Origin of the sequence: Curtobacterium sp. MCBA15_007, assembly GCF_001864905.1 — a bacterium.
Lineage (GTDB): Bacteria > Actinomycetota > Actinomycetes > Actinomycetales > Microbacteriaceae > Curtobacterium > Curtobacterium poinsettiae.
The window spans coordinates 328262-351700 of record NZ_MJGM01000001.1; the positions used below are offsets into that span (position 1 = coordinate 328262).

23 protein-coding genes are annotated in these 23439 nt (G+C 72.3%); 15 read left to right on the top strand and 8 right to left on the bottom strand.

Annotation, left to right across the window (positions count from 1 at the left end; genetic code table 11):
* The first annotated feature begins 38 nt into the window (after window positions 1-38).
* Window positions 39-233, top strand: a complete 195-nt coding sequence (locus tag BIU95_RS01575; protein ID WP_017887911.1) for a PspC domain-containing protein — start codon at window positions 39-41, stop codon at window positions 231-233.
* A 34-nt stretch (window positions 234-267) separates the two neighbouring features.
* Window positions 268-1674 carry an L-serine ammonia-lyase gene (locus tag BIU95_RS01580; RefSeq protein ID WP_071250044.1) on the top strand — a complete coding sequence of 469 codons (1407 nt, stop codon included), beginning with the start codon at window positions 268-270 and terminating at the stop codon, window positions 1672-1674.
* A gap of 39 nt (window positions 1675-1713) precedes the next feature.
* On the opposite strand, the gene BIU95_RS01585 is transcribed toward BIU95_RS01580, so the two are convergent.
* The 5 genes from BIU95_RS01585 to BIU95_RS01605 are packed head-to-tail and all read right to left on the bottom strand — an operon-like array spanning window position 1714 to window position 6467.
* Window positions 1714-2550, bottom strand: coding sequence for a class II fructose-bisphosphate aldolase (locus tag BIU95_RS01585; protein WP_175470700.1), 837 nt, complete (start codon window positions 2548-2550; stop codon window positions 1714-1716).
* On the bottom strand, window positions 2547-3566 hold the full coding sequence (locus BIU95_RS01590) for a 1-phosphofructokinase family hexose kinase (protein ID WP_071250049.1): 1020 nt from the start codon (window positions 3564-3566) through the stop codon (window positions 2547-2549). Before BIU95_RS01590 ends, BIU95_RS01585 begins: the two co-directional genes overlap by 4 nt.
* A complete protein-coding gene (gene nagA, locus BIU95_RS01595) occupies window positions 3563-4681 on the bottom strand; it encodes an N-acetylglucosamine-6-phosphate deacetylase (RefSeq protein WP_071250051.1) in 1119 nt (372 codons plus the stop codon). Before nagA ends, BIU95_RS01590 begins: the two co-directional genes overlap by 4 nt.
* Window positions 4678-5589: an ROK family protein gene (locus tag BIU95_RS01600; protein WP_071250053.1), complete on the bottom strand. Its 912-nt coding sequence runs from the start codon at window positions 5587-5589 to the stop codon at window positions 4678-4680. Before BIU95_RS01600 ends, nagA begins: the two co-directional genes overlap by 4 nt.
* On the bottom strand, window positions 5589-6467 hold the full coding sequence (locus BIU95_RS01605; RefSeq protein WP_071250055.1) for an SIS domain-containing protein: 879 nt from the start codon (window positions 6465-6467) through the stop codon (window positions 5589-5591). The genes BIU95_RS01600 and BIU95_RS01605 overlap by 1 nt, the downstream gene beginning before the upstream one ends.
* A gap of 133 nt (window positions 6468-6600) precedes the next feature.
* On the opposite strand from BIU95_RS01605, the gene BIU95_RS01610 reads away from it, so the two are divergent.
* The 13 genes from BIU95_RS01610 to BIU95_RS01670 all read left to right on the top strand — a co-directional run bounded on the left by BIU95_RS01610 (window position 6601) and on the right by BIU95_RS01670 (window position 21098).
* Window positions 6601-7389 (top strand): DeoR/GlpR family DNA-binding transcription regulator, encoded by a 789-nt coding sequence (locus tag BIU95_RS01610; protein WP_031260150.1) that lies wholly within the window; start codon window positions 6601-6603, stop codon window positions 7387-7389.
* A 147-nt stretch (window positions 7390-7536) separates the two neighbouring features.
* Window positions 7537-8778: a Gfo/Idh/MocA family protein gene (locus BIU95_RS01615; RefSeq protein WP_071250057.1), complete on the top strand. Its 1242-nt coding sequence runs from the start codon at window positions 7537-7539 to the stop codon at window positions 8776-8778.
* 23 nt (window positions 8779-8801) lie between these two features.
* Window positions 8802-10127, top strand: a complete 1326-nt coding sequence (locus BIU95_RS01620) for a sugar ABC transporter substrate-binding protein (RefSeq protein WP_052481654.1) — start codon at window positions 8802-8804, stop codon at window positions 10125-10127.
* A 9-nt stretch (window positions 10128-10136) separates the two neighbouring features.
* Window positions 10137-11114: a carbohydrate ABC transporter permease gene (locus BIU95_RS01625; RefSeq protein WP_071250059.1), complete on the top strand. Its 978-nt coding sequence runs from the start codon at window positions 10137-10139 to the stop codon at window positions 11112-11114.
* Window positions 11111-11971 (top strand): carbohydrate ABC transporter permease, encoded by an 861-nt coding sequence (locus BIU95_RS01630; RefSeq protein ID WP_071250061.1) that lies wholly within the window; start codon window positions 11111-11113, stop codon window positions 11969-11971. The genes BIU95_RS01625 and BIU95_RS01630 overlap by 4 nt, the downstream gene beginning before the upstream one ends.
* Entirely contained in the window at window positions 11968-12741 is a 774-nt protein-coding gene (locus BIU95_RS01635; protein WP_052481653.1) for a hypothetical protein, read from the top strand. The genes BIU95_RS01630 and BIU95_RS01635 overlap by 4 nt, the downstream gene beginning before the upstream one ends.
* Before the next feature lie 34 nt (window positions 12742-12775).
* On the top strand, window positions 12776-12970 hold the full coding sequence (locus BIU95_RS01640; protein ID WP_017887924.1) for a hypothetical protein: 195 nt from the start codon (window positions 12776-12778) through the stop codon (window positions 12968-12970).
* A gap of 54 nt (window positions 12971-13024) precedes the next feature.
* Window positions 13025-14710, top strand: coding sequence for a bifunctional 3'-5' exonuclease/DNA polymerase (locus tag BIU95_RS01645; RefSeq protein ID WP_071250063.1), 1686 nt, complete (start codon window positions 13025-13027; stop codon window positions 14708-14710).
* Window positions 14711-14753: 43 nt separating this feature from the next.
* Window positions 14754-15572 carry a phosphatase PAP2 family protein gene (locus BIU95_RS01650; protein WP_042537567.1) on the top strand — a complete coding sequence of 273 codons (819 nt, stop codon included), beginning with the start codon at window positions 14754-14756 and terminating at the stop codon, window positions 15570-15572.
* A gap of 138 nt (window positions 15573-15710) precedes the next feature.
* Window positions 15711-17297 carry a serine/threonine-protein kinase gene (locus BIU95_RS01655; RefSeq protein WP_071250065.1) on the top strand — a complete coding sequence of 529 codons (1587 nt, stop codon included), beginning with the start codon at window positions 15711-15713 and terminating at the stop codon, window positions 17295-17297.
* A 46-nt stretch (window positions 17298-17343) separates the two neighbouring features.
* Window positions 17344-20556: a GH92 family glycosyl hydrolase gene (locus BIU95_RS01660; RefSeq protein WP_254783240.1), complete on the top strand. Its 3213-nt coding sequence runs from the start codon at window positions 17344-17346 to the stop codon at window positions 20554-20556.
* 34 nt (window positions 20557-20590) lie between these two features.
* Window positions 20591-20821, top strand: a complete 231-nt coding sequence (locus tag BIU95_RS01665) for a hypothetical protein (RefSeq protein ID WP_071250069.1) — start codon at window positions 20591-20593, stop codon at window positions 20819-20821.
* Window positions 20822-20885: 64 nt separating this feature from the next.
* Complete coding sequence (locus BIU95_RS01670; protein ID WP_139179591.1) at window positions 20886-21098, top strand: hypothetical protein; 213 nt, start codon at window positions 20886-20888, stop codon at window positions 21096-21098.
* Window positions 21099-21227: 129 nt separating this feature from the next.
* Here the strand turns inward: BIU95_RS01670 and BIU95_RS01675 are convergent, their stop codons facing one another.
* Genes BIU95_RS01675 through BIU95_RS01685 form a run of 3 tightly spaced genes read right to left on the bottom strand, consistent with a single transcriptional unit; the run spans window position 21228 to window position 23403 of the window.
* Window positions 21228-21755, bottom strand: a complete 528-nt coding sequence (locus tag BIU95_RS01675) for a GNAT family N-acetyltransferase (RefSeq protein WP_071250071.1) — start codon at window positions 21753-21755, stop codon at window positions 21228-21230.
* Between the two features lie 37 nt (window positions 21756-21792).
* On the bottom strand, window positions 21793-22731 hold the full coding sequence (locus BIU95_RS01680) for an aldo/keto reductase family oxidoreductase (protein ID WP_139179592.1): 939 nt from the start codon (window positions 22729-22731) through the stop codon (window positions 21793-21795).
* Window positions 22732-22782: 51 nt separating this feature from the next.
* Window positions 22783-23403, bottom strand: a complete 621-nt coding sequence (locus BIU95_RS01685; RefSeq protein ID WP_071250073.1) for a hypothetical protein — start codon at window positions 23401-23403, stop codon at window positions 22783-22785.
* Window positions 23404-23439: the final 36 nt, after the last annotated feature.

The following is a 23439-nucleotide window of genomic DNA, read 5'->3' on the forward strand; positions in this document are numbered from 1 at the left end:
GATGCGCCGGACCGGCGGCGTTGCGTAGCGTCGTCGGTATGAGCACACTCTCCCGTCCCCGCAACGGTCGTCTGCTGGCCGGTGTCTGCGCCGGTCTCGCCGACCGCTTCACCCTGTCCCGCACCCTGGTCCGGGTGATCTGGGTCATCCTGAGCCTGTTCCCCGGGCCGCTGTGGATCGCCTACGTCGTGCTGTGGTTCGTGATGCCGCCCGAGGGTGGTCGGCGGCGCTGAGCACCGGTCCGTCCGGACGGGTTAGTGTGGCGGCGTGCCGGTCTCCGTCTTCGATCTGTTCAGCGTCGGTGTCGGCCCCTCGAGCTCGCACACCGTCGGCCCGATGCGGGCCGGTGCCGAGTTCGCGAGCCTGGTGCGTGGCCTGCCCGTCGCCTCCGTGGAGGTCGACCTGTACGGGTCCCTCGCGTCGACCGGGCAGGGCCACGGCACGCTCGGCGCCGTCGTCGCGGGGCTCATGGGTTCGCACCCCGAGACCGTCGACCCGGATGCCATGGTCCGCGCACTCGAGGCACTGGAACGCGACGGCGTCCTGCGGCTCGACAGCGGTGCGAGCGTGCCGTTCCGCCTCGCCGACATCGTCCTGCACCCCCTGACGATGCTGCCCCGCCACCCGAACGCCATGCGGCTGCGAGCCCGTGACGCCGCGGGTGTCGACCTGGCCGACGAGACCTACTACTCGATCGGCGGCGGGTTCATCGCGCGGGACGACGAGGCCGAACCCGCCGTGGACGCACCGGCTGCCGTCGCCGGCGCCGCGATCCCCGTCGACGACGCCGTGCCGTACCCGTTCTCGAGCGGTGCCGAGCTGCTCGCCGCCTGCGCGGATTCGGGCCTGCCGATCAGCGGCGTCGCCCTGGCGAACGAAGCCGTCACCCGGACGGACACCGAGGTCCGCTCGGGGCTGCTCGGGATCCACGGCGTGATGGAGTCGTGCGTCGACCGATCCGTCCGCCGGGGCGGGTGCCTGCCCGGCGGGCTCGACGTCCGTCGTCGCGCGGCCACCTGGCACGAGCAGCTCACCCGCGAGGACCCCGACCACGACCCGCTCTTCGCGATGGAGTGGGTGAACCTCGTCGCCATGGCGGTCAACGAGGAGAACGCCACCGGTGGCCGCGTCGTCACCGCCCCGACGAACGGTGCCGCCGGCATCATCCCCGCGGTGCTGTACTACGCGCGCACCTACGTCCCCACGGTCGCCGACGCCTCCGCGGACGAACGGGACGACGCCGTCGTGCGGTTCCTGCTGACCGCCGGGGCGATCGGGTCGATCTACAAGGAACGGGCGTCGATCTCCGGCGCCGAGGTCGGCTGCCAGGGCGAGGTCGGTTCGGCAGCGTCGATGGCGGCTGCGGGGCTCGCCGAGGTCCTCGGGGGCACGCCGGAGCAGGTCGAGAACGCCGCCGAGATCGCGATGGAGCACAACCTCGGGCTGACCTGTGACCCGATCGGCGGGCTGGTGCAGATCCCGTGCATCGAGCGGAACGCGATCGCGGCGAACAAGGCGATCAACGCCGCCCGGATGGCCCTGCGTGGCGACGGGGTGCACCACGTGTCGCTCGACCAGGTCGTCGAGACGATGCGGCAGACCGGGGCGGACATGTCCTCGAAGTACAAGGAGACCGCGATGGGCGGGCTCGCGGTGAACGTCCCGCTCTGCTGAGCGTCGCGGTCGCGCGTGCTCGTCTGCTCCGCTCGCTCGTCAGGCGTGCAGGAGCGTCAGCAGCCGCGCCGTCTCGGTGGCGATGGCGTCCCGGCCCGCTGCGACGTACTTGCGCGGGTCGACGACGTCCGGCCGCTCGTCGAGCACGGTGCGGAGCGCACGGGTGAACAGGCCGTTCAGGTGCGTCGAGATGTTGATCTTCGTCATCCCCGCGTGCACGGCGCCGCGGAGTTCGTCGTCGGACAGGCCCGAGGAGCCGTGCAGCACGAGCGGCACCGGCACCGCGGCACGCAGGCGCTCGACCAGGTCGCGGTCCACCGACGCCTCGCGGGTCTGCATCGCGTGCGACGTCCCCACCGCGACCGCCAGGGCATCGACGCCGGTGTCGGCCACGAACGCGGCGGCGTCGGTCGGATCGGTGCGGACGCCGGGTGCGTGCACGCCGTCCTTGCCACCGACCTCGCCGAGCTCGGCCTCGATCGCGACCCCCGCGGCGTGACACCGAGCAGCGAGTTCCCGCGTTGCAGCCACGTTCGCGGCGAAGTCCAGGTGCGAGCCGTCGTACATGACCGAGTCGACGCCCAGGTCGACGCCGGCCGCCACCAGCTCGGGGTCCTCGATGTGGTCGAGGTGCACGAGGACCTCGACGTCGGCCGCACGTGCGACGGCCTGGGTCGCGGTCGTGATCGGTGCGAGGCCGCCGTGGTACCGGACGCAGTTCTCGCTGATCTGCAGGATCACCGGCAGCCCCGCCAGCTCGGCACCGGAGACGATCGCCTCGGCGTGCTCGAGCAGCACCACGTTGAACGCGCCGACCCCGCTGCGTGCCGTGCGGGCGGTGTCGAGCAGGCCGGTGAGGGCGAGGTCGGTGATCATGCGGAGGTCCTCGTTCGGTCGTGTGCGGGAGCAGGAGCGGGCGGGGTGGACAGGAAGCGGTCGACGTCAGCCGGGTCGACCGTGCCGGCCACCGGCTGCAGGACGGCGGCAGCCCCGTGTGCGGCGGCGGACCGCAGCGCGCGGAGCAGGGTGGCGTCGTCGGGGGCGCTGACACTGCCCTCGGGCGTGGGGAGGCCGGCAGCGACGAGCGCACCGACGAGTCCGGCGGTGGCTGCGTCGCCGGCGCCGGTGGGGTTGCCCGAGACCCCGGGGACCGCAGGCACCTCGAGCACGTGGTCGGCGGTGTGGGCGGCGATGCCCTCGGAACCCCGGGAGACCACGACGACCGCGGCGCCGAGCCCGAGGAGCCGGAGCGCCCCCGACCGTTCGTCGTCGGCGCCGGTGGCCTCGAGCAGTTCCTCGCGGTTGGGCTTGCAGACCGTCGCCCCGGCCGAAGCGGCAGCCAGCAGCGCGGTGCCCGAGCAGTCGACCACGGAGAGCACACCGCGGCGGCGGGCGGCGGTGACCCAGCGGGCGACGACCGCGGGGTCGGTGTCGCGGGGCAGGGAACCCGACACGACCAGGGCCGCGGCGTGCGGGGCATCGGCGGCACCGTCGGCACCGCCGACATCGCCGTCGAGCAGTGTCTCGACCGCGGTGGTGACGGTGTCCCACTCGCCGGGGCTGAGCACGGGCCCGGGCTCCCCGAACATCGTCGGGTGCGCGGTGTCGTCCACCACCGTCACGGTCGTGCGGGTCTCGCCACGGACAGCGACGTCGGTGTGGACGAGCCCGAGGCCGTCGAGGGCGTCGGCGATCCAGTGCCCGCCGTCGCCGCCGAGGGGCAGCACGGCATGGGTCGGGACACCGGTGGCGGCGAGGACCCGGCCGACGTTCAGCCCCTTGCCGCCGGGGCGTCGCTCGACCCCGAGCACGCGCTGGGTCTCGCCGATGCGCTGTTCGGCGACCCGGTAGGTCACGTCCACGGCGGGGTTCGGGGTGACGACGAGGATCACGCGACCACCGCCGTCGGCAGGGCTCGGACGCTGCCGTGCTCCGGGTCGAGCACGAGCAGATCGGCGGGGGCGCCCACGCCCAGGGGTGCCGGTGCCCCGAGCAGGCGTGCCGCACGCGCCGCGGAAGCAGCGACGACCTCGGGCAGGTCGGTCCCCGCGTCGAGCAGGCGGCGGACGGCGTCGGCGACCGTGATCGTGCTGCCCGCCAGCGACGAACCGTCGGCGAGCACGGCGAGACCGTCGCGGACGGTCACCGCCGATCCGCCCACCGTGTACGCCCCGTCGGGGCAACCGGTCGCGGCCATGGCGTCGGAGACCAGGACCATCCGGCCCGGTGCGCTGCGCTGGACGACGTCGACGGCGACCGGGTCGAGGTGGTGGCCGTCGACGATGCACTCGAGCAGCACCCGGTCGTCGGTGAGCGCGACCCCGACCGGCCCGGGCGCGCGGTGGTGCAGCGGTGGCATCCCGTTGAACAGGTGGGTGACGAGCGAGGCGCCGGCGTCGACCGCGCGGCGGGTCTGCTCGGCGGTGGCGTCGGTGTGGCCGATGGCGACGACGACCCCGGCTCCGACGAAGCGGGCAACGGCGTCGAGGGCACCGGGCAGCTCCGGCGCGAGCGTGACGATCCGCAGGGCGCCACCCGCGGCGTCGCAGTAGGCGTCGACCTCGGCGGGGTCCGGGGCGTGCAGCAGGTCGACGCGGTGCGCCCCGCGACGGGCGGGCGCGATCCACGGCCCCTCCAGGTGGAGCCCGGCGAGCGTGCCGTCCGCGACGAGCGGTCGGAGCCGGGTGAGGGCCGCCACGGTGTCCGTGCGCTCACCCGTGGCGATGGACCCGACCAGGGTGGTCGTGCCCCGTGACCGGTGGTGCCCAGCGGCGGCGCGGGCGTCCTCGGCGGAGCACCCGGCGAAGTCGTGCCCGAGTGCACCGTGGGCGTGCAGGTCGACGAACCCGGGCACGATCGCACCGTCGACGGTGACGGCGGTGTCCGTGCGCATCGGGGATCCGGTGCCGGTCGCCAGCACGGTGTCGTCGTCGCCGATGACGAGCCAGCCGTCGTGCAGGTCTGACTGGGCCGTGACGATGCGATGGGCCCGGACGAGTGTGGTCACAGCAGGACCCCGGTCTCGGTTCCGACCAGCTCGCGTGCGAGGATCCCCGCACCGATGGCGCCGGCTGCGTCGCCGTGCCGGGCGGGGACGATGACGGGGACACGGACGCCCTGCAACCGCTCCGTGACGGCAGCGCGCAGCGGGTCGAGCAGCAGCGGTCCGGACTCGGCGAGTCCCCCGCCGACGATGATCGTGTGGTTCCCGGCGACCGCGGTGGTCCAGGCGAGCGCATCGGCCAGGACCGCGACGCAGTCGTCCCAGACCGCACGGGCGGCTGGGTCGCCCTGGCGGACCAGGAGCATGGCGGCGTGTGCGGACGGAGCAGCGGCACGACGTGCGACTCCCCCGGCGGACGCGATCTCCTCGACGCGGTGACCCGCGTGCGGGCCGGTCTGGATCCGGACCTGCCCGATCTCCCCCGCCCAGCCACCACCGGACACGACGACACCGTCGACCACCAGGGCGCTCGCGAGCCCGGTGCCGACCGGCACGAACGAGACCGACCCCCGAGACAGTGCCGGGTCGCCGGCCCGGACCTCGGCCAGGGCACCGGCGCGGACGTCGTGGCCGAAGGCGAGCGGGACGTCGATCGACTGTCGCAGGAGCTCGGCACGGACGAGGTCACGCACCGGGACGTCTCGCCATCCCAGGTTGACGGACAGGTCGACGGTGCCGCGGGTCTCGTCGACGACGCCGGGGGTCACCAGCCCGATCGCTCCGAGCGGCGCCCGTCGCGTGGCCTGGGCAGCCAGTCCGGCGACGACCACGGCGAGGCGTTCGGCGTCCGGGTCGTCACGCGGCGTCGGTACCCGGGTCTCGTCGAGGACGAGTCCGTCGGCGGTCGTCAGACGGGTCTTGATGCCCGTGCCGCCGACGTCGACCCCGAGCACCGCGCCTGCGCCACCCATCAGGTGAGGATGACCGACCGGGTGAGCGACCGGGGGTTGTCCGGGTCGAGCCCGCGTCCCTCGGCCAGGGCGACGGCGAACCGGTGCACGACGACGAGTCCGGCGATCGGGTCGAGGTCGTGCTGGACGAACCGGGCCCCGGTGGCGGCGACCTCGGCGGCCAGGCCCTCGGGTGCTGCGCCGAGCGACCAGACGAGCCGGCCGGGCTGGGCGATCGCGATGGGGCCGTGCCGGTAGTCCATCGCCGGGTAGGACTCGGCCCAGAACTGCGCGGCCTCGCGCGTCTTGAGCGCGGCTTCGAACGTCAGACCCACGGCGGGCCCACGACCGACGAACGAGACCTGCTCGGCGTCGAGCAGGTCGTCGATCGGCACCGTCAGTGCGGTCTCGGCCTGGGCTGCGAGCGCGTCGACGTCGTCGCCGATGGACGCTCGCAGCAGTGCGAGCGTCGTGGTGGCGAAGCGGGTCTGGACGACCGAGCGCTCGTCGGCGAAGGGCAGTGCGACCACCTGGTCGGCCACGGCCGCGGCGGGGCTGTCGGCGACGGCGGTGACCAGCACGGTCCGCTGGGACGGCAAGGCCTGCAGCAGGTCGACGATCTCGGTCGTCGTGCCCGAGCGGCTGATCATGAGCACGCGGTCGTACTCGCGTGACGCGGGGTACTCGGACCCGGCGAAGGCGTCGGTCACGCCGAGGCCCGCCTGCTCACGGGCGACGGCGTAGCTCATGGCGATGAACCAGCTCGTCCCGCAGCCGATCACGGCCACGCGTTCGCCCGGCTGGGGGAGCGCGTCGGCGAAGGTCGGCAGGAGCGTGGCGGCTGCACGCCAGGTCTCCGGCTGCGAGGCCAGTTCAGCGCTCACGAAGGTGTCGGTCATGGGAGCCTTCCGGGTCCGGATCGATCCGGGTGATCGATGATCAGGAAGCGTAGCGAGCGATCGTGCGCAAGGGAAGGGCAAAACGTCATTTCCGATCACCGAGGGACGGCGGCGACGCCGTAGGATGACCGTCATGACCCCCCAACAGCGGCTGAACGCCCTGCTCGAACTGGTGAGCGAACGCGGCAACGTGTCGATCGCCGAGATCGGGGAGCTGCTGGGGATCTCCGCCGCGACTGCCCGCCGCGACCTCGCGATGCTGGCCGACCAGCGACTCGTCACCCGCACGCACGGGGGAGCAGCCGCACTCGGTGCCGGCTACGAGCTGCCGCTGCAGTACAAGATCGCCCGGCAGGCCGAGGCCAAGACCGCGATCGCCCGTGCCGCCGCCCGGCTCGTGCAGCCCGGCGAGACCGTCGGGCTCAACGGCGGGACGACCACGACCGAGGTCGCGCGCGAACTCGGCAAGAGCGAACGGTTCATCCGCGCCGACGGCGAGTTCGGCATCACGATCGTGACGAACGCCCTGAACGTCGGGTACGAGCTGTCCGTCCGTGCCAACGTGAAGATCGTGGTCACCGGCGGCGTGGCCCGGCGCCAGTCCTACGAGCTGGTCGGGCCGCTCGTCCGGGACACCCTCGACGAGTTCGCCCTCGACCTGGTGGTGCTCGGCGTCGACGGACTCACCGGGCAGTACGGCGCGACGACCATGCACGAGGGCGAGGCCGAGGTCAGCAGGCACTTCGCCTCGGTCGGTCGACGGGTCGTCGTGGTCGCCGACTCCACCAAGATCGAACGCTCCACCTTCGCCCGGATCTGCCCACTCGACCGCATCGACGTCCTGGTCACCGACCAGCCCGTGCCGGCCTCGTTCGCCGCCGACCTGGCCAGCGCCGGCGTGGAGCTCGTCGTCGCCGACTGAGCCCTCCGTGCGTCCGGCCCCGGGTGGGCCGGACGTTTCGATCGTGTAAAACCCTTCCCTGCGCGGATGCGTGAGCGATCCGTGAGCGCCTATTGTGCATTCATGAGCGATTCGGCATCATGGACGTCACATTCACGCAAGGGAGCGATGAGCATGGGCGTCGACAACGCAGGACTCCGCGTCGCGGTGATCGGGATGGGCCAGCGGTCCGCCATCGCGCGCCACGTGGCCGAGGCCGCCGCCGCCGACGCGTCGCTGCAGGCCCGGGTCGTGGCCGTCGCGGACGTCACGGCGGCGGGCCGCCAGCGCGGACTCGACGAGTACCCGGATGCCCTGGTGGTCGAACACCACCTGGACCTCACCGGCCACGTCGACGCCGCCATCGTCACCACGCCGGACTGGACCCACGCCGAGATCGCGATCGACCTGCTCCGCGCGGGCATCGCCGTCTACCTCGAGAAGCCGCTCGCCATCACGGTCGAGGACGCCGACGCGGTGCTGAACACCGCGGCCCGGACCGGCACCCCGCTGTACGTCGGACACAACTTCCGGCACGCCGCCGTCGTCCGCCTGATGCGCGAGATCATCGGCCGTGGCGAGATCGGCCAGGTCAAGGCCGTCTGGTGCCGGCACTTCGTCGGCAACGGCGGTGACTACTACTTCAAGGACTGGCACGCCGACCGCAGCAAGGTGAACTCGCTCCTGCTGCAGAAGGCGAGCCACGACCTCGACGTCATCCACGCGCTCGGCGGGGGTGACACCGCCCGGGTCGTCGGGATGGGCTCGCTGTCGGTCTACGGCGACGTCACCGACCGCCGCGACCGCAGCGGTGAACTGATGGGGGACTGGTTCTCCCACGGCAACTGGCCGCCGCTCGCCCAGACCGGGCTGAACCCCGTCGTCGACGTCGAGGACGTCTCGATGGTGATGATGACGCTCGACAACGGCGTGCAGGCCAGCTACGAGCAGTGCCACTTCACGCCGGACTACTGGCGGAACTACACCGTCATCGGCACCGAGGGGCGCCTCGAGAACATCGGTGACACCGGTGGTGGCGTCGTGAAGGTCTGGACGCACCGCCGGGGCTGGGACACCGCGGGGGACCGCGAGTACCCGATCGACGGCGTCGAGGACGGCCACGCCGATGCCGACCTGCTCACCATGACCGAGTTCCTGCGGTCCGTCGCCCTCGGCGAACCGTCGGAGCTGTCCCCGATCGCGGCCCGTGCCGCGGTCGCCGCGGGCGCGCTGGCCACGCGCTCGCTCCGCAACGGGTCCGTCCCCATCGACGTCCCGCCCCTGCCGGCCGAGACCATCGCGCACTTCACGTCGAACGCCCTGCACTCCACCCCCTCCACCCCGCATCCCGCCCAGACCGTCGGCTCCTGACGGCCGTGCGAAAGGACACCCCGATGACCGCACACATCCCCACCCGAGGAACCGGCGTGCGCCGCGTCCTCCTCGGCGCCGTCGCCGCCCTCGGCGCGGCCGCACTCCTGGCCGGCTGCTCCTCGTCGTCCGGAGCGTCCGGCTCCGGCGGCGACTACGAAGCCGCGCCGAAGGACACCAAGGCGTCCCTGACCTACGCCGTCTGGGACGAGAACCAGGTGAAGGCGATCAAGGCCAACCTGAAGGGCTTCAACGAGGAGTACCCGGACATCAAGGTGAGCGTCGACGTCACACCGTTCGCCAACTACTGGACGAAGCTGCAGACCCAGGGGTCGAGCAACACGCTGCCCGACCTGTTCTGGATGAACGGCCCGAACTTCCAGCTGTACGCGGCCAACGGCAAGCTCGCGCCGATCACCGGCGAGGTCGAGTCCGGGGACATCGACGCGTCGAAGTACTCGAGCGCCCTCAACGACCTGTACACGTACGACGACACCCAGTACGGCGTGCCGAAGGACTTCGACACCATCGGCGTCTGGCTCAACAAGTCGCTGTTCGAGCAGGCTGGCATGGACCTGCCGTCCAAGGACTGGACCTGGGACGACTTCCAGCAGACCGGCGCCGAGCTGTCCGAGAAGCTCGAGTCGAAGGGCGCCTACGGAGCGGCCGGCGGCATGGACGGCCAGACGACCTACTACAACACGATCCTGCAGGCCGGGGGATCGGTCCTGAACGCTGACGGCACCGAGTCCGAGTACGCCACGAAGGCGTCCGAGGACGGCCTGCGGTTCTGGACCGACCTGATCGACTCGGGGGCATCGCCCTCGATCAAGCAGCTCACCGACACCACGGCCGACCAGTGGTTCACCTCGGGCAAGCTCGCGATGTACCAGGGCGGCAGCTGGTTCCGCTCCGCGCTGACCGGCACCGAGCTCGAGAAGGACGTCGTCGCCTACCCGCTGCCGAAGGGCAAGGAGCAGGCGACCGTCATCCACGGCGTCTCGAACGTCGTGTCCGAGGCCAGCAAGGACAAGGCCGCCGCCCAGGCGCTGCAGGTCTACCTCGCGGGCAAGACGGCCCAGCAGCAGCAGGGCGACATGGGCGCGGTCATCCCGGCGTACGAGGGCACGCAGGGCGCCTTCACGAAGACGATGCCCGACGCCGACCTGCAGGTGTTCCTCGACGCGGTGGACTACGCGAAGCCGCTGCCGGTGTCGAAGAACACCGCGGCCTGGAACACCCTCGAGACCACCCTGCTGCCGAGCGCGTTCGACGGGTCGAAGCCCGTCGACCAGGTGGCCGAGGACCTCGCACAGAAGATGGACGCCGCCCTCGCCAAGGAAGAGTAGGACCCGCGCGTGACGATCAACACCGAGCGGCCCCCGGCCGCAGCCGCCCCCGCCCGGACGACACGTTCGCCCGGGCGGGGTGCCCCGGCTCCGCGAGGCGGCGGCGGCCGAGCGCCACGACGGACCGACGGCTGGTGGCCGTGGCTCTTCGTGCTCCCGATGCTCGTCGGCGTCGGCACCTTCTACATCTGGCCGATCATCCAGACGTTCTGGTACTCGTTCACCAGCTGGGGCGTCTTCGGCGGTGCGACCTTCACCGGCGTCGCGAACTACGTCCGGCTCGTCGGTGACCCGCAGCTGTACCAGTCGCTGCTCAACACGGTGATCTACACGGCCGTCGTCCTGGCCGGGATCCCGATCGCGGTGTGGCTGGCCAGTCTGCTGAACACCCCGGGGCTGCGGTTCGCGCAGTTCTACCGGGTGCTCTTCTTCCTGCCGTACGTCGCCATGCCCGCGGCGATCGCGCTGGTCTGGCGCATCATGTACAACGGCGACTACGGCATCGTGAACTGGTTCCTCGGGAACGTCGGCATCGACGGCCCGTACTGGATCTCGACGCCCGGCTTCGCGCTGGTCGCGGTGAGCCTGGTCGGCCTCTGGTCGTCCCTCGGCTTCTCGATGATCATCCTCGGCGCCGGGCTCAAGGACATCCCGCCGGAGCTCTACGAGGCCGCCGAACTCGACGGCGCGAGCCGGTGGCGGCAGTTCCGCTCGGTGACCGTGCCGTTGCTCAGTCCGAGCATCTTCTTCGTGGTGATCGTGACGACGATCTCGAGCTTCCAGCTGTTCGACCTGCTGTACGCGATCCTCGGCAGCACCAACCCGGTGATCCCGAGGACGATGTCGCTCGTCTTCTACTTCTACAACGCCGGGTTCATCGACAACGACAAGGGCTTCGCGGCTGCGATCGCGATGGTGATCTTCCTGCTCATCGGCATCGTCACGCTCGTGCAGTTCCGCGTCCAACGGAAGTGGGTGCAGGGATGACCGCCACCGTCACACCACCCCGGGCAGCACGCCGGCCCGGCCGTCGAGGCGGCAGCCACTGGTGGATCCACGTCGTGCTGGGCATCGGCGGCTTCGCGATGGCGTTCCCGTTCCTGTGGCAGATCATCATGTCGCTGTCGACGAACGCGCAGGTGCAGTCCGTCACGCCGGTCTTCTGGCCGGGGGAGCTGCAGTGGCAGAACTACGCGCAGGTCTTCGAACGCCTGCCGTTCCTCAGCCAGCTCGGCACGTCGGTGTCCGTCACGATCATCCGCACGATCGCGCAGATCGTCCTGTGCACGCTCGCCGGGTACGCCTTCGCCCGGATGCGGTTCCGCGGCCGGGCGGCGCTGCTCGCGATCGTGCTCTCGATCCTGCTCGTGCCCTCGCAGGTCTACCTGATCTCGCAGTACCAGATCGTGCAGGGCCTCGGCTGGCTCGACACCCTGATGGGGATCGTCGCACCCGGGCTGTTCAGCGCCTTCGGCACGTTCCTGATGCGGACCGCGTTCCTGAACATGCCGCCCGAGCTCGAAGAGGCCGCGCGGATGGACGGCGCGAACCCGTTCCAGACGTTCTGGCGGATCATGCTGCCCCTGGCCCGTCCGTCGATCAGCGTGCTCGCGATCACGACCGTGCTGTGGTCGTGGAACGAGCTGCTCTGGCCGCTCGTGGTCTCCACCCGCGCCGAGGACATGCCGCTCGCCGCCGGCCTCGCGACGCTGTCGAGCGACCGCACGATCGACTACCCGGTGCTGATGGCCGCGAGCCTGATGGCGATGGCGCCGGTGCTCATCATGTTCGTCGTGCTGCAGCGTCGGATGATGGACGGGCTCGCCTCGTCCGGTCTGAAGTGACCACCGCGACCCCCGGCCTGGAGGCCCGTCCCGCGTCCGTCGCGGTCCTCGCCGCCGCCGTGGGGTCACCGGACGACTCCGCGACGGTGGCGGCCGCAGTGGCCGCCACCGTCGCCGACGCCGGACCCGCGGAGCGGGACGCACTGCTGGTGGCAGCGCTCCGCGCCGCGGTGCCGGACACCGCCGATGCCCTCGCGGGGCGTGGGCTCCCGCGCGCGCTCGCCGAGGCATCCGTCGCCGACGTCGACCGCAAGCTCGCGCGCTACGGGCTGCACGGCACCGGGGTGGAGTGGCTCGTCGCCGTGGTGACCGGGCGCGTGGTGGCCGTGGGGCGCCTCCAGTTCGAACTCGGCGACCACCTGGCGGACGGCACGTCGGCCTGGGGTGTGCACGTGCCGGAGACGGGGCCGCTCGACCCGGTGGCCTGCGACCGCTCGTTCGCCGACGCACCCGAGGTCCTGCGCGGCTTCGCGGGGCACCTCGCTGCGGACCGGTGGCAGTGCCGCTCCTGGATGCTCGACCCGGGGCTGCCCGCCGCGCTCGGTCCCGATGCCAACCTCGTGCGGTTCGCCCGGCGCTTCAGGCTCGTCCCGCCGGGGGAGGACGATGCGACCGAGGGGGACGCCAGCGTCGCGAAGTTCGTCTTCGGGGTGCCGTTGGCGACCGCTCGCTCCGCGGCGCCGTCCGGGCGGTTGCGTGCGGCCGTGCTCGACCGGTGGGCGAGCGGTGGGCACTGGACCGAGCGGACCGGAACGGCGCCGGTCGCGTGACCGCCCGCAGCCGCGGCCGCGTAGCGTGCACGGCATGACGAAGCCCGACCACGACCACCTCGACGACGGCGTCGACATGACGTTCGAGGAACGCCGACAGGACACGTTCCGTCGCATGTCCGGATCCGACGAGCACGACGCCGATCCGCGGGTCGAGGTCTCCCGTGCCGAGGACGGCGACGTCCGCATCGACGTCGCCGACACCGCGGCGGTCCGACCCGGCGAGTGACGCCCGTTCCGGCCCTGGTCCGCCGGGGTCGGTGGGGCACGGCATGATCGTGTCGTGCACCTCGTCCTCCGCCGCGTCGACGGCGGCGTCCTCGCGACGCCCCTGACCGACGCGGGGACCGCCGGGGGTGAGCCGGTCCGCCTGGACGAGCCGGGCCTCCCGGCCTTCGTCGCGGTCCACGACGCACCGGGCGTGCGCTGGGTGTGGGACGACACCGCGCGCTGGTACCCGGCCGTGCTCGCCGCCGGGGGTCGGGTCGGTCGCTGCGTCGACCTGCGCCTCGGTCGTCGGGTGCTGCGGGCCGCGCTCGCTGCTCGGGGATCCGTGCTCGCCGCTGCGCCGGCCGACGGCCTGGACGCCCCGGTCGCCGAAGCCCGCGTGGTCCGCCCGACGCAGGCCCAGCTCTTCGACGACGCGTTGTTCACCGCCGCCGTGCCCGACGACGAGGTCGACCCGGTGGCAGAGTTCCGCGCGCAGCTCGCCGCCGTTGCGGGGTCGAGCGCGCCCGGCGCCCTGCGCCTGCTGCTCACCGCGGAGTCAGCCGGTGCGCTCGTGGCGGCCGAGATGCTGCACGCCGGGCTGCCGTGGCGGGCCGACGTGCACGAGCGCCTGCTCGAGGACGCCCTCGGGCCGCGCGTGCTCTACGGCGTGCGGCCGCGACGGCTCGAGGAGATCGCCGCCGTCGTGCGGGAACGCCTCGACGATCCCGGTCTCAACCCGGACTCGCCCGCCGACGTGCTGAAGGCGCTCCGCCGCGTCGGCCTGATGGTCACCAGTACCCGGAAGTGGGAGCTGCAGGAGATCGAGCACCCCGTCATCGAGCCGCTGCTCGAGTACAAGCGCCTGGCGCGACTGCTCACCGCCAACGGCTGGACGTGGCTCGACGACTGGATCCGCGACGGCCGGTTCCACCCGAAGTACGTCGTCGGCGGTGTCGTCACCGGTCGTTGGGCGGCCGACGGCGGGGGAGCGATGCAGCTGCCGAAGGGCATCCGCGGAGCCGTCATCGCCGACCCCGGGTGGAAGCTCGTCGTGGCCGACGCCGCACAGCTGGAGCCCCGGGTGCTCGCCGCGATGTCCGGCGACCGGGCGATGGCCGCGGCCGGCGACGGACGCGACCTGTACGACGGCGTGGTGGCCTCGGGCGCGGTCGAGACCCGGCAGCAGGCCAAGGTGGCGATGCTCGGCGCGATGTACGGGGCGACCCAGGGCGAGGGCGGTCGGCTCGTGCCGCGCCTGGTCCGGGCGTTCCCGCAGGCGCTCGACATGGTGGAGCGCGCGGCCCGTGCGGGGGAGCGCGGCGAACCGGTGACGACGCTGCTCGGGCGGACGTCACCGGTGCCCGAGGACTCGTGGTTCGAGGCCCGGAACCAGGCCTACACGGTCGAGGGGACCCCGGCCATGCAGCGTGCCGTCGAGTCCCGCGCCCGGAGCTGGGGGCGGTTCACCCGGAACTTCGTGGTGCAGGGGACCGCGGCGGAGTGGGCGCTCGCGTGGATGGGGTCCCTGCGATCGCGGCTCCTCGCGCGGTTCCCCGGTGCCGTGACGGACGGGCCGCACCTGGTGTTCTTCGTGCACGACGAGATCGTGGTGCACGCCCCGGCGGAGCATGCGGACTGGGTGGCACAGCAGATCCGGGAGGCCGCCGTCGACGCCGGACGGCTGCTGTTCCAGGACTTCCCGGTGACGTTCCCGCTGTCGGTCGCGGTGGTGGGGGCGTACTCGGAGGCGAAGGACTGACGCTGCCGGGACGGCTCCCGGCGGCTTCGGGCAGGGTGGACGGATGCACACCGAACGCGGGGACGCCGCCGACCGCACCGTCGGCGAAGTCGACCTGACCCGCTGGCGCTCCCGGGTCGGCCGCGGTGTCGCCGGTGCGTGGACCGCACTCGGCAAGCGCTTCGGTGCCATGCCCGTGCTGCTGCTGACCCTCGCCGTGGGTCTCGGTGTCGCCGTCCTCGCCACGTGGATCGCCTCCGAGGTCTACGACGCCGTCCGTGAAGCCGACGACGTCGCGGTGCTCGACCGGCCCGTCCTCGACTGGGCCCTCACGCTCCGATCACCAACGGCCGACACGGTCGTCACCTGGTGGACCGACATCGCGGGCACGATCGGGATGCCGATCGTCGCGCTCGGGTTCCTGGTCGGCTTCACGATCCAGCGGCGTGCGTGGACGCCACTGGTGCTCCTCGTCGCCGCGAGCGGTGGTTCGCTGCTCATGACGATCGCGGGCAAGGACCTGATCGGTCGGGCGCGTCCGCCGCTGTCCGACGCGGTGCCGCCGTACGAGACGTCGCCGTCGTTCCCGTCGGGGCACACGCTCAACTCCACGGTGATCGTGGGCACCATCGTGTACCTGCTGCTCCTGCGGCAGTCGCGCGTCGTCACCCGGGTGCTGACGATCGTCGTGGGCACCTTCTTCGTGCTGTCGGTCGGTGCGTCGCGCGTGTTCCTCGGGCACCACTGGCTCACCGACGTGCTGGCGGCGTGGGCGCTCGGGCTGGCGTGGCTCGCGCTCGTGATCACGGCGCACCGGTTGTACCTGACGGCGATCCACCACGGTGCCGAGCCCGCGCCGGACGTCGACCGCGTCATCCACTGAGCAGAAGAAGTCGGGTGGCCGAGAGCGACCCGACATCTTCTGCTCACTCGACGGCCGCCCGGGCCGCCCGGGCCCGCCCGCGCCGCGCCGCCGCGCTCCGGCAGAGCGCCGTCAGCCGCGACCGGTAGGTTGCCGGGCATGGAAGAACGGGTCTTCGGCGGCAGGTACCGCGTCACGGGCACGCTCGGACACGGTGGCATGGCGTCCGTGTACCGGGCGGTCGACGAGCAACTCGGTCGCGAGGTCGCGGTCAAGGTGTTCCGCATCGGCCCCGTCGACCGCGGTGAGCGCGCCCGCGCCGAGGCGGAGATCCAGACCCTCGCGACACTCCGTGCCCCCGAGCTCGTCACGCTCTACGACGCCGCCCTCGACGACGTCGACGGCGACTCGTACCTCGTCATGGAACTCGTGCCGGGCAGCGACCTGGCGACGCGTCTGCGCGAGGGGCCGCTCGACCCCGCGACCGCCGCCCGCCTGGGTGCGCAGGTCGCCGACGGCCTGGCTGCCGTGCACGCGCAGGGGATCGTCCACCGTGACGTGAAGCCCGCGAACGTGCTGCTCGAGAGCGACGGCCGGCACGTGAAGCTCGCCGACTTCGGGATCGCCCTGCTCCGCGACGCCTCGCGCGTGACGGGGACGGGCACCGTGATGGGCACGGCCGCGTACCTGGCACCGGAGCAGGTCCTGGCGCAGGAGATCACCGGCAAGGCCGACGTCTACTCGCTCGGACTCGTGCTGCTGGAGTGCCTGACCGGCCGCCAGCCGTTCCCGGGCAGCGCCGTCGAGTCCGCCACCGCCCGGCTCACCCGCTCGCCCGAGATCGACCGCCAGCTGCCGACGGCCTGGCGGACCCTCCTGCACGTGATGACGGCGCAGGACCCGGCGGAGCGCCCGACCGCCGCCGAGGCAGCCGAGCGCCTGCGTGCCCTGGGCCGCGACGAGCCCACCAACGCCACGCAGCTCCTGCCCGGTGCGCCCGGTGCGGTGACGGCCGCGGCCGCCGGCGCGGCTGGTGCCGCAGTCGGCGCCGCCGCAGCGGCGAACGCCGACGACCGGACGCGGGCGATGCCGGCGAGCGAACTACCGAACGGCGGCGCGCAGCCGGGTGACGACGCCACGCGCGTCCTCGACACCCACCGTCCGAACGCCGCTGACGACGTCTCGACGACCGTCCTCGGCGCCCAGGCGAACGGCCGCGGTGCATCGGGTCCGAGCGGGCCGACCCCGCCGCCGGTCGCGCCCCGCCCGGTCCGGGGCGACCAGCCGGAGGACCAGCCGGCGAAGAAGAAGCGCGGGCCCCTCATCGCCGCGATCATCGTGATCGTCCTGGTGCTCATCGGCATCGGTGTGGCCGTGTTCGCCCTGAACGGTGACGGTGACGGCACGCCGGCTCCGACGGACACCACCTCGACGGCTCCGACGGAGCAGCAACCGACCGAGGACCCGGGGCAGGAACAGCAGCCGAGCGAGCCGGCGGAGCAGCAGCCGTCCCAGGAGCAGCAGCCGTCGCAGCCGGCCGAGGAGCCCAGCGAGCAGCCGAGCGAACCGACCGAGCCGGAGCAGCCCACGCAGGACCCGCCCGTCGGCCCGGAGCCGAGCACCCCCGCCTCGAACCCGGTGCAGGCGCCCCAGGACGGCACCGGCGCGGTCGACACCTCGTCGGACAAGGGCCCCGGTGCCGGCCCCGGCAAGTCCGGCAGCGCCCCCGGGCAGAACAGGGACTGACACGCCGGGGTTTTCGTCCAGTTCCTGGAGCAAATAGGCTCGCACGGTGCGAGAACTGCAACGGAGCGGTGGTCCGACGACGGCCGTGGCCGCTCGGAACGGTGTCGGCTTCGGTTCTGCCGCGGGCTGGCTCGTCGAACGACCAGCGGGCGCGTCGGTGGCCGAGGCGATCGTCCCCGGCCTCACCGGACGCACCATCGCCCCCGGCGACGAGCTGTCCTGGGTCTGGTTCCCCGAGCGGACCCTTCCCGACGGGGCGACGGAGCCGTCGGAAGCGGACCTGCCGCACTTCTGGGACGCCACGGCCTTCGCCGTCGACGTCGTCTTCACCGACGGCTCGCGGCTGCGTGAGCACGCGGGGGCCCGCGACCAGTACGGCGACGTGGTCACCCCGGGCGCGCAGGACACCGCACGCAAGCAGTGGGCGGACCAGTGGAACCGTCGCGCGGTCGACCTCACGCCGTTCGCGGGGCTGGTCGTCGACCGCCTGGAGGCCCGGCTCGGCTCCGACACGTCGGCTGCGGTCACCGACGGCGAGCGTCCGGCACTGCGCGGCTGGCTCGACGCCGTCCGGATCGGTCCCGCGCGCCCGACCCCGACGACCGCGCTCGGCCACGTCCGGACGACCCGCGGCACCCAGGCGTCGTCCCGGTTCTCCCGCGGCAACAACGCGCCGCTCGTCGGCGTCCCGCACGGCGGCGTGTTCGGGCTGCCGATGACGGACGCCTCGAGCAACCGCTGGCCGTACGCCTACCAGGAGCACGACCGGCTCGACGACCAGGGACGACTCCGTCCGGCGATCCAGGCCTTCGCGACGAGCCACATCCCGTCGCCGTGGATGGGCGACCGCGGGGTGTTCCAGGTGATGCCCTCGCCGCTCGACACCCCCGACGTCGACCGGGCCGCCCGCGCGCTCGGGTTCGACCACGAGGACGAGCAGGACGGCCCGCACCGCTACCGGGTCGCGCTCGACCACGGTGTGACGGCCGAGCTGACCGCAGGGGAGTTCGCCCTCGGGTTCCGGTTCACCGGTACCCGCAGCGTCGTGCTCGACCACCACGGCCGGGTGTCCGACGTCTCCGTGACGGTCACCGACGGCACCGCCGTGGTCGAAGCTCTGCTCGACGACCGCCCCGGCACCCCGCCGCACCACGTGCACCTGCGGGTCGCCGGGGTCATCGCCGACCACACCACGATCGGCGAGCACGAGCTGCGCGGCTGGCTGTCCGTGGGCCAGGCCGGGGATGTGGACGGCCCGGTCGACGTCCTGCTCGGCATCTCGACCGTCTCGATCGAGGACGCCCGCGCGAACCTCGACGCCGCCGGCTCCTTCGACGCGATGCGCTCCCGTGCCGAGGCGCTGTGGACCGAGAAGCTCGCGACGCTGTCCTTCGACGGTGCGACCCCCGACCAGCTGACGAGCCTGTACTCGGGTCTGTACCGGCTGTTCCTCTACCCGAACCGTGCCGGCGAGACCGCGCTGACCGGCACCCCGCGGCACCGCTCCCCGTACGGCGACGTGCTGGCGGAACCGATCCGCGACGAGCCCGGGCCGGAGATCCTCGACGGCCCGTTCACCACCACGAACGGCTTCTGGGACACCTACCGCACCGCCTGGCCGCTCCTCGGACTCCTGACCCCCGACACCGCGGGCGAGCTGGCCCAGGGCTTCGTCGAGCACCACCACGACGGCGGGTGGACCCCGCGCTGGAGTGCGCCCGGCGCCGAGGACTGCATGACCGGCACCACGAGCGACACCGTCTTCGCCGACCTGGCCGTGAAGGGCGTGCGTGGCTTCGACCTGGCCGAGGCGTACCGGAGCGCGGTGCGGAACGCGACCGTCCCGCCGCGGGACGAGCGCGTCGGACGCAAGGGGAGCCTCCCGGGCGCCTTCCGCGGCCACGTCGACACGGCGACCCACGAGGGGATGTCGTGGACCCTGGACGCGGCCATCAACGACTGGGGTCTGGCCGTCATGGCGGGCCTGCTCGCATCGCGTGCGCGGACGCCCGCCGACCTGTCCCGGTACGAGGCCGAGGCCGAGTGGTTCGCCCGCCGGTCCCTGCAGTACCGGCACGTCTTCGACTCCGAGCGCGGGTTCTTCATCGGCCGCGACCCGGACGGCTCGTGGCGGGTCGGCACCGAGTTCGACCCGCGCGACTGGGGCGACGACTACACCGAGACGAACGCGTGGGGCACCGCGTTCACGGCGCCGCACGACGGCGCCGGCATCGTCGACCTGCACGGCGGACCGGAGCGCTTCGACGCCGCCCTCGACGCCTTCTTCGCGACCCCCGAGACCGGCGCCCTCGCACGCTCCGGGTCGTACGGGTTCCCGATCCACGAGATGACCGAGGCCCGCGACGTCCGGATGGGCATGCTGGGGCTGTCGAACCAGCCGGCGCACCACATCCCGTTCTTCCCGATGTTCACCGGGCGCCACGACGACGCGCACCGCATCGTCCGCGAATCGCTCGAGCGCCTGTTCGTCGGGTCCGACCTCGGCCAGGGATACCCCGGCGACGAGGACAACGGCGAGATGAGCGCCTGGTACGTCTTCGCCACCATCGGCCTGTACCCGCTGGCGCCGTCGACCGGCACCTACGTGCTCGTGCCGCCGTCGGTCCGCAGGACGGTGCTGCGACAGCCTGGGCCCACGCCGCCGGATCCTGACCGACGCGCCAGCGGCGGGCAGGCTGTGCCGGTGGGGAGAGGAACGGAGACGGTCATCGAGATCGCCGCCGGCTCCGCAGGCCGGTACGTGGCGTCGGTGACGGTCGACGGCTCGCCCTGGACCTCGGTCAGCATCCCGCACAGCGTGGTCGTGGCCGCGTCGCGGATCGAGTTCACCCTGTCCGACGAACCGCAGGGCTGGGCATCGGACACCCGGCCGGTGTCGGCCTCCGAGGTCCACGGCTACCGGGACGCCCCGGTGGACGTCCTGCCCGTCGGCGCCTCGGCGCTCACCGACGACACCGGCCGCACCGTCACGGCGCTCGCCGCCGGGGAGTCCGTCTCGTTCGACGTGTCGTGCGCCACCGCTTCGCTGTACACGGTGACGGTGGCATCGCCAGGGTCGTACTCGTGGCAGGTCGGCCTCGACGGCACCGTCACCGCGGTCGACGGCGCCGAGTTCACGTGGGCCGGCCAGACCCGGGTGTTCCGCATCATCGGCGGGGGTTCGTCGTTCACGTTCACCGCCGGCACCGACCTGGCGCTGACGCAGCTCGAACTCATCGCGGCCGACGGACAACGCTGACCGCGCGTGCACCGAGCGGGAGCATGCTCGCCCCATGTCGATGAGCGCACCGTTCGATCCCGAACAGCAGGGCCGGTCCATCCCCGTGGACGGCAGTGACGAGTCCGAGCTCAAGGTGGAGGAGGACCGCGGCGCCGACGTCGGCGACGATTCCGCCGACCCGAGCGTCTCGCCCGTCAGCCACCACGACGAGGACGAGGCCGGCGGCGGCCCGGTGTTCCGGCGTCCGCACGCCGGCGAACGGCTGCACCCGGACGACCTCTGACCGTTCCGGGGGTCCTCCGGGGATTCTTGGGCGATTGCCAAGCGGCTCGGGCATGCTCGTGCGCATGTCGATCGCGAACTCGTGGGACCCGTCCGGTGGCCGTGCAATCCCGGAGGACCAGGTCCGTCAGGACGGGCTCGAACTCGACGAGGACCCGGCGATGCTCGGGATCTCGTTCGACGTCGTGGGTGGTGCCTCCGCCGATCCCGCCGGGGTGTCCCCGGTCGACGTGAACGTTCCGACGCCGAGGTCTGCTGGTTCCGCCTCCGACGACTAGCGCGCCTGGTCGAATCGGGCGTACCTGGTCGAATCGGGCATACCTGGTCGAATCGCGCATACCTGGTCGGAAATTTCGACCAGGTACGCCCGAAAGCACCTTGCATCGCACGCGTTCTGGGAAAGAACGTCAGCGCGCCGAAGGGTCGGGGACCCGGTACTTGAACCCGACGTGCGAGCCGGTGAAGCCGAGACGCTCGTAGAACCGGTGCGCATCGGTCCGTGCAGCGTCCGACGTGAGTTGCACGAGCGGGGTCCCGAGGGCCGGCGCCGCGACGTCGGTGACCCAGCGCATCAGCGCACTCCCGATGCCGGCAGATCGGCGTGCACTGCTGACCCGCACCGCCTCGACGAGCAGTCGGGTGGCACCACGACGAGCCATCCCGGGGATCCGGGTGAGTTGCAGCGTCCCGACGAGCCGCCCGTCGGCGTCCTCGGCGACGAGCAGCGCGTTCGCCGGGTCGTCCACGATCGATCGGAGTGCCTCGGCGTACCGCGGTCGGTCCTCCGGCGCGGCGACGTCACCACGTGCAGCGCTGATCGGGTCGTCGGACAACAGTGCCATGAGCGCATCGAGGTCCTCGTCCACCGCGTCCCGCAGCGTCACCTCGCCGGAGCGTGTGGTCAGGCGGACAGGCAGGGCGAGGTCGTTGAGCACGATCCCACCCTGCCCGACCTGACCGGGCGGTCCCGGTTCAGGGAACGGTGTGTCCGGCCGCGGTGAAGATCCGGTACCACTCCTCGCGCGACAGCTCGACGTCCGAGCCGGCGGCCGAGTCCCGCACGCGCTGCGGGTTCGTCGTGCCGAGGACGACCTGGAAGTGCGCGGGGTGGCGGGTGATCCACGCGACCGCGATGCCGGTCGGGGTGACTCCGTGCGCGGCGGCGACCTCCTCGAGCACGTCGTTCAGCTCGGCGTACTGCTCACGGTCGCCCAGGAAGACGCCGTCGAAGAAGCCCTTCTGGAACGGCGACCAGGCCTGCAGCGTGATGTCGTTGATGCGCGAGTAGTTGAGGATGTCGTTGTCGCGGTCGACCGACTGCTCGAGGCCGCCCATGTTCGCGGTCAGGCCCTGCGAGATCACGTTGGCGTGCGTGATGCTCAGCTGCACCTGGTTGAACGCGAGCGGCTGGCGGACGTGCTTCTTGAGCAGGTCGACCTGGCCGGGGGTGTGGTTCGAGACGCCGAAGTGGTGCACCTTGCCGGCGGCGTGCAGCTCGTCGAATGCCTTCGCGACCTCTTCCGGCTCGACCAGGGCGTCGGGGCGGTGCAGCAGCAGCACGTCGACGTACTCGGTCTGCAGTGCCTCGAGCGACTCGTGCACGGACTCGAGGATGTGCTCGTACGAGAAGTCGAAGTACGCGCCCTTCGGCGTCGGCCGGATGCCGACCTTGGTCTGCAGCACGATCTCGGCGCGTTCCGCGGGCGTCAGCGTGACGGCGGCGCCGAGCCGCTCCTCGCAGCCGTGCCACTCGCCGTAGACCGCGGCGTGGTCGAACATGTTCACGCCCGCATCGCGCGAGGCGCTGTAGAGCGAACGGATGCCCTCGTCGCTCATGTCGTTGATCCGCATCAGTCCGACGACGACGTCGGAGGCGGTGAGGTCTGTCTGTGGCAACTCCAGTGTCTTCACGTCGTCGATCCTGCCAGCCGGTCCCCGGCACAGGCAGGCCCTGCCAGTACCTCAGGCGCGTTCGGGCAGCAGGACGGCGAGCACCTCGGAGCCGTCCGTCCACGTCCCGGTCAGCGTCTCGCCCTCGGGCAGAGCCGTACCGACGACCCGAGCGACGACGATCGTGCCGTGGTCGGTCGCGATCGACGTCAGGGCGTCCGCAGTGGTCGCTCGCACCGAGGTGACGCTGGGGGAGTCGGGTTCGGAGCCGCTCCCGCTGGCCCAGGCGTCCTTCGGCCGCTGCCCGGCGCCGTTGGCCATCTCGAGCGAGGCTTCGTGCCCGCCGGTGACGATCGCCCGGCGCAGGACGTCGGCGTGCACGGCATCGCCCACCGCGTCGTACACCCACCGTCGCCCGAGCACGGAGTGGTCCATCTCGGTGACCAGGAACGCATCGGCGCCGGGCAGTGGTGCGTCCCGGTAGGTCAGTGGCGCCTGCAGGACCCGGCCGTCATCGGTGCGGACGAGGAGGACCTCGACGCCGACCTCGCCGGCGGGGTCGTCGAACCGGAACTGCCCGATGACCCGGATCGGCGCTCCCGCGACGACGCCGCTCCACGTCTGGTCGGGGAGCCAGGCGGCGAGCGCCTCGGCCTTGGACGGACGGAGCGTTGCCTGTTCGATGACTGCCATGTCCTGACCGTACTGCCGCGCAGGCAGCGACATCCG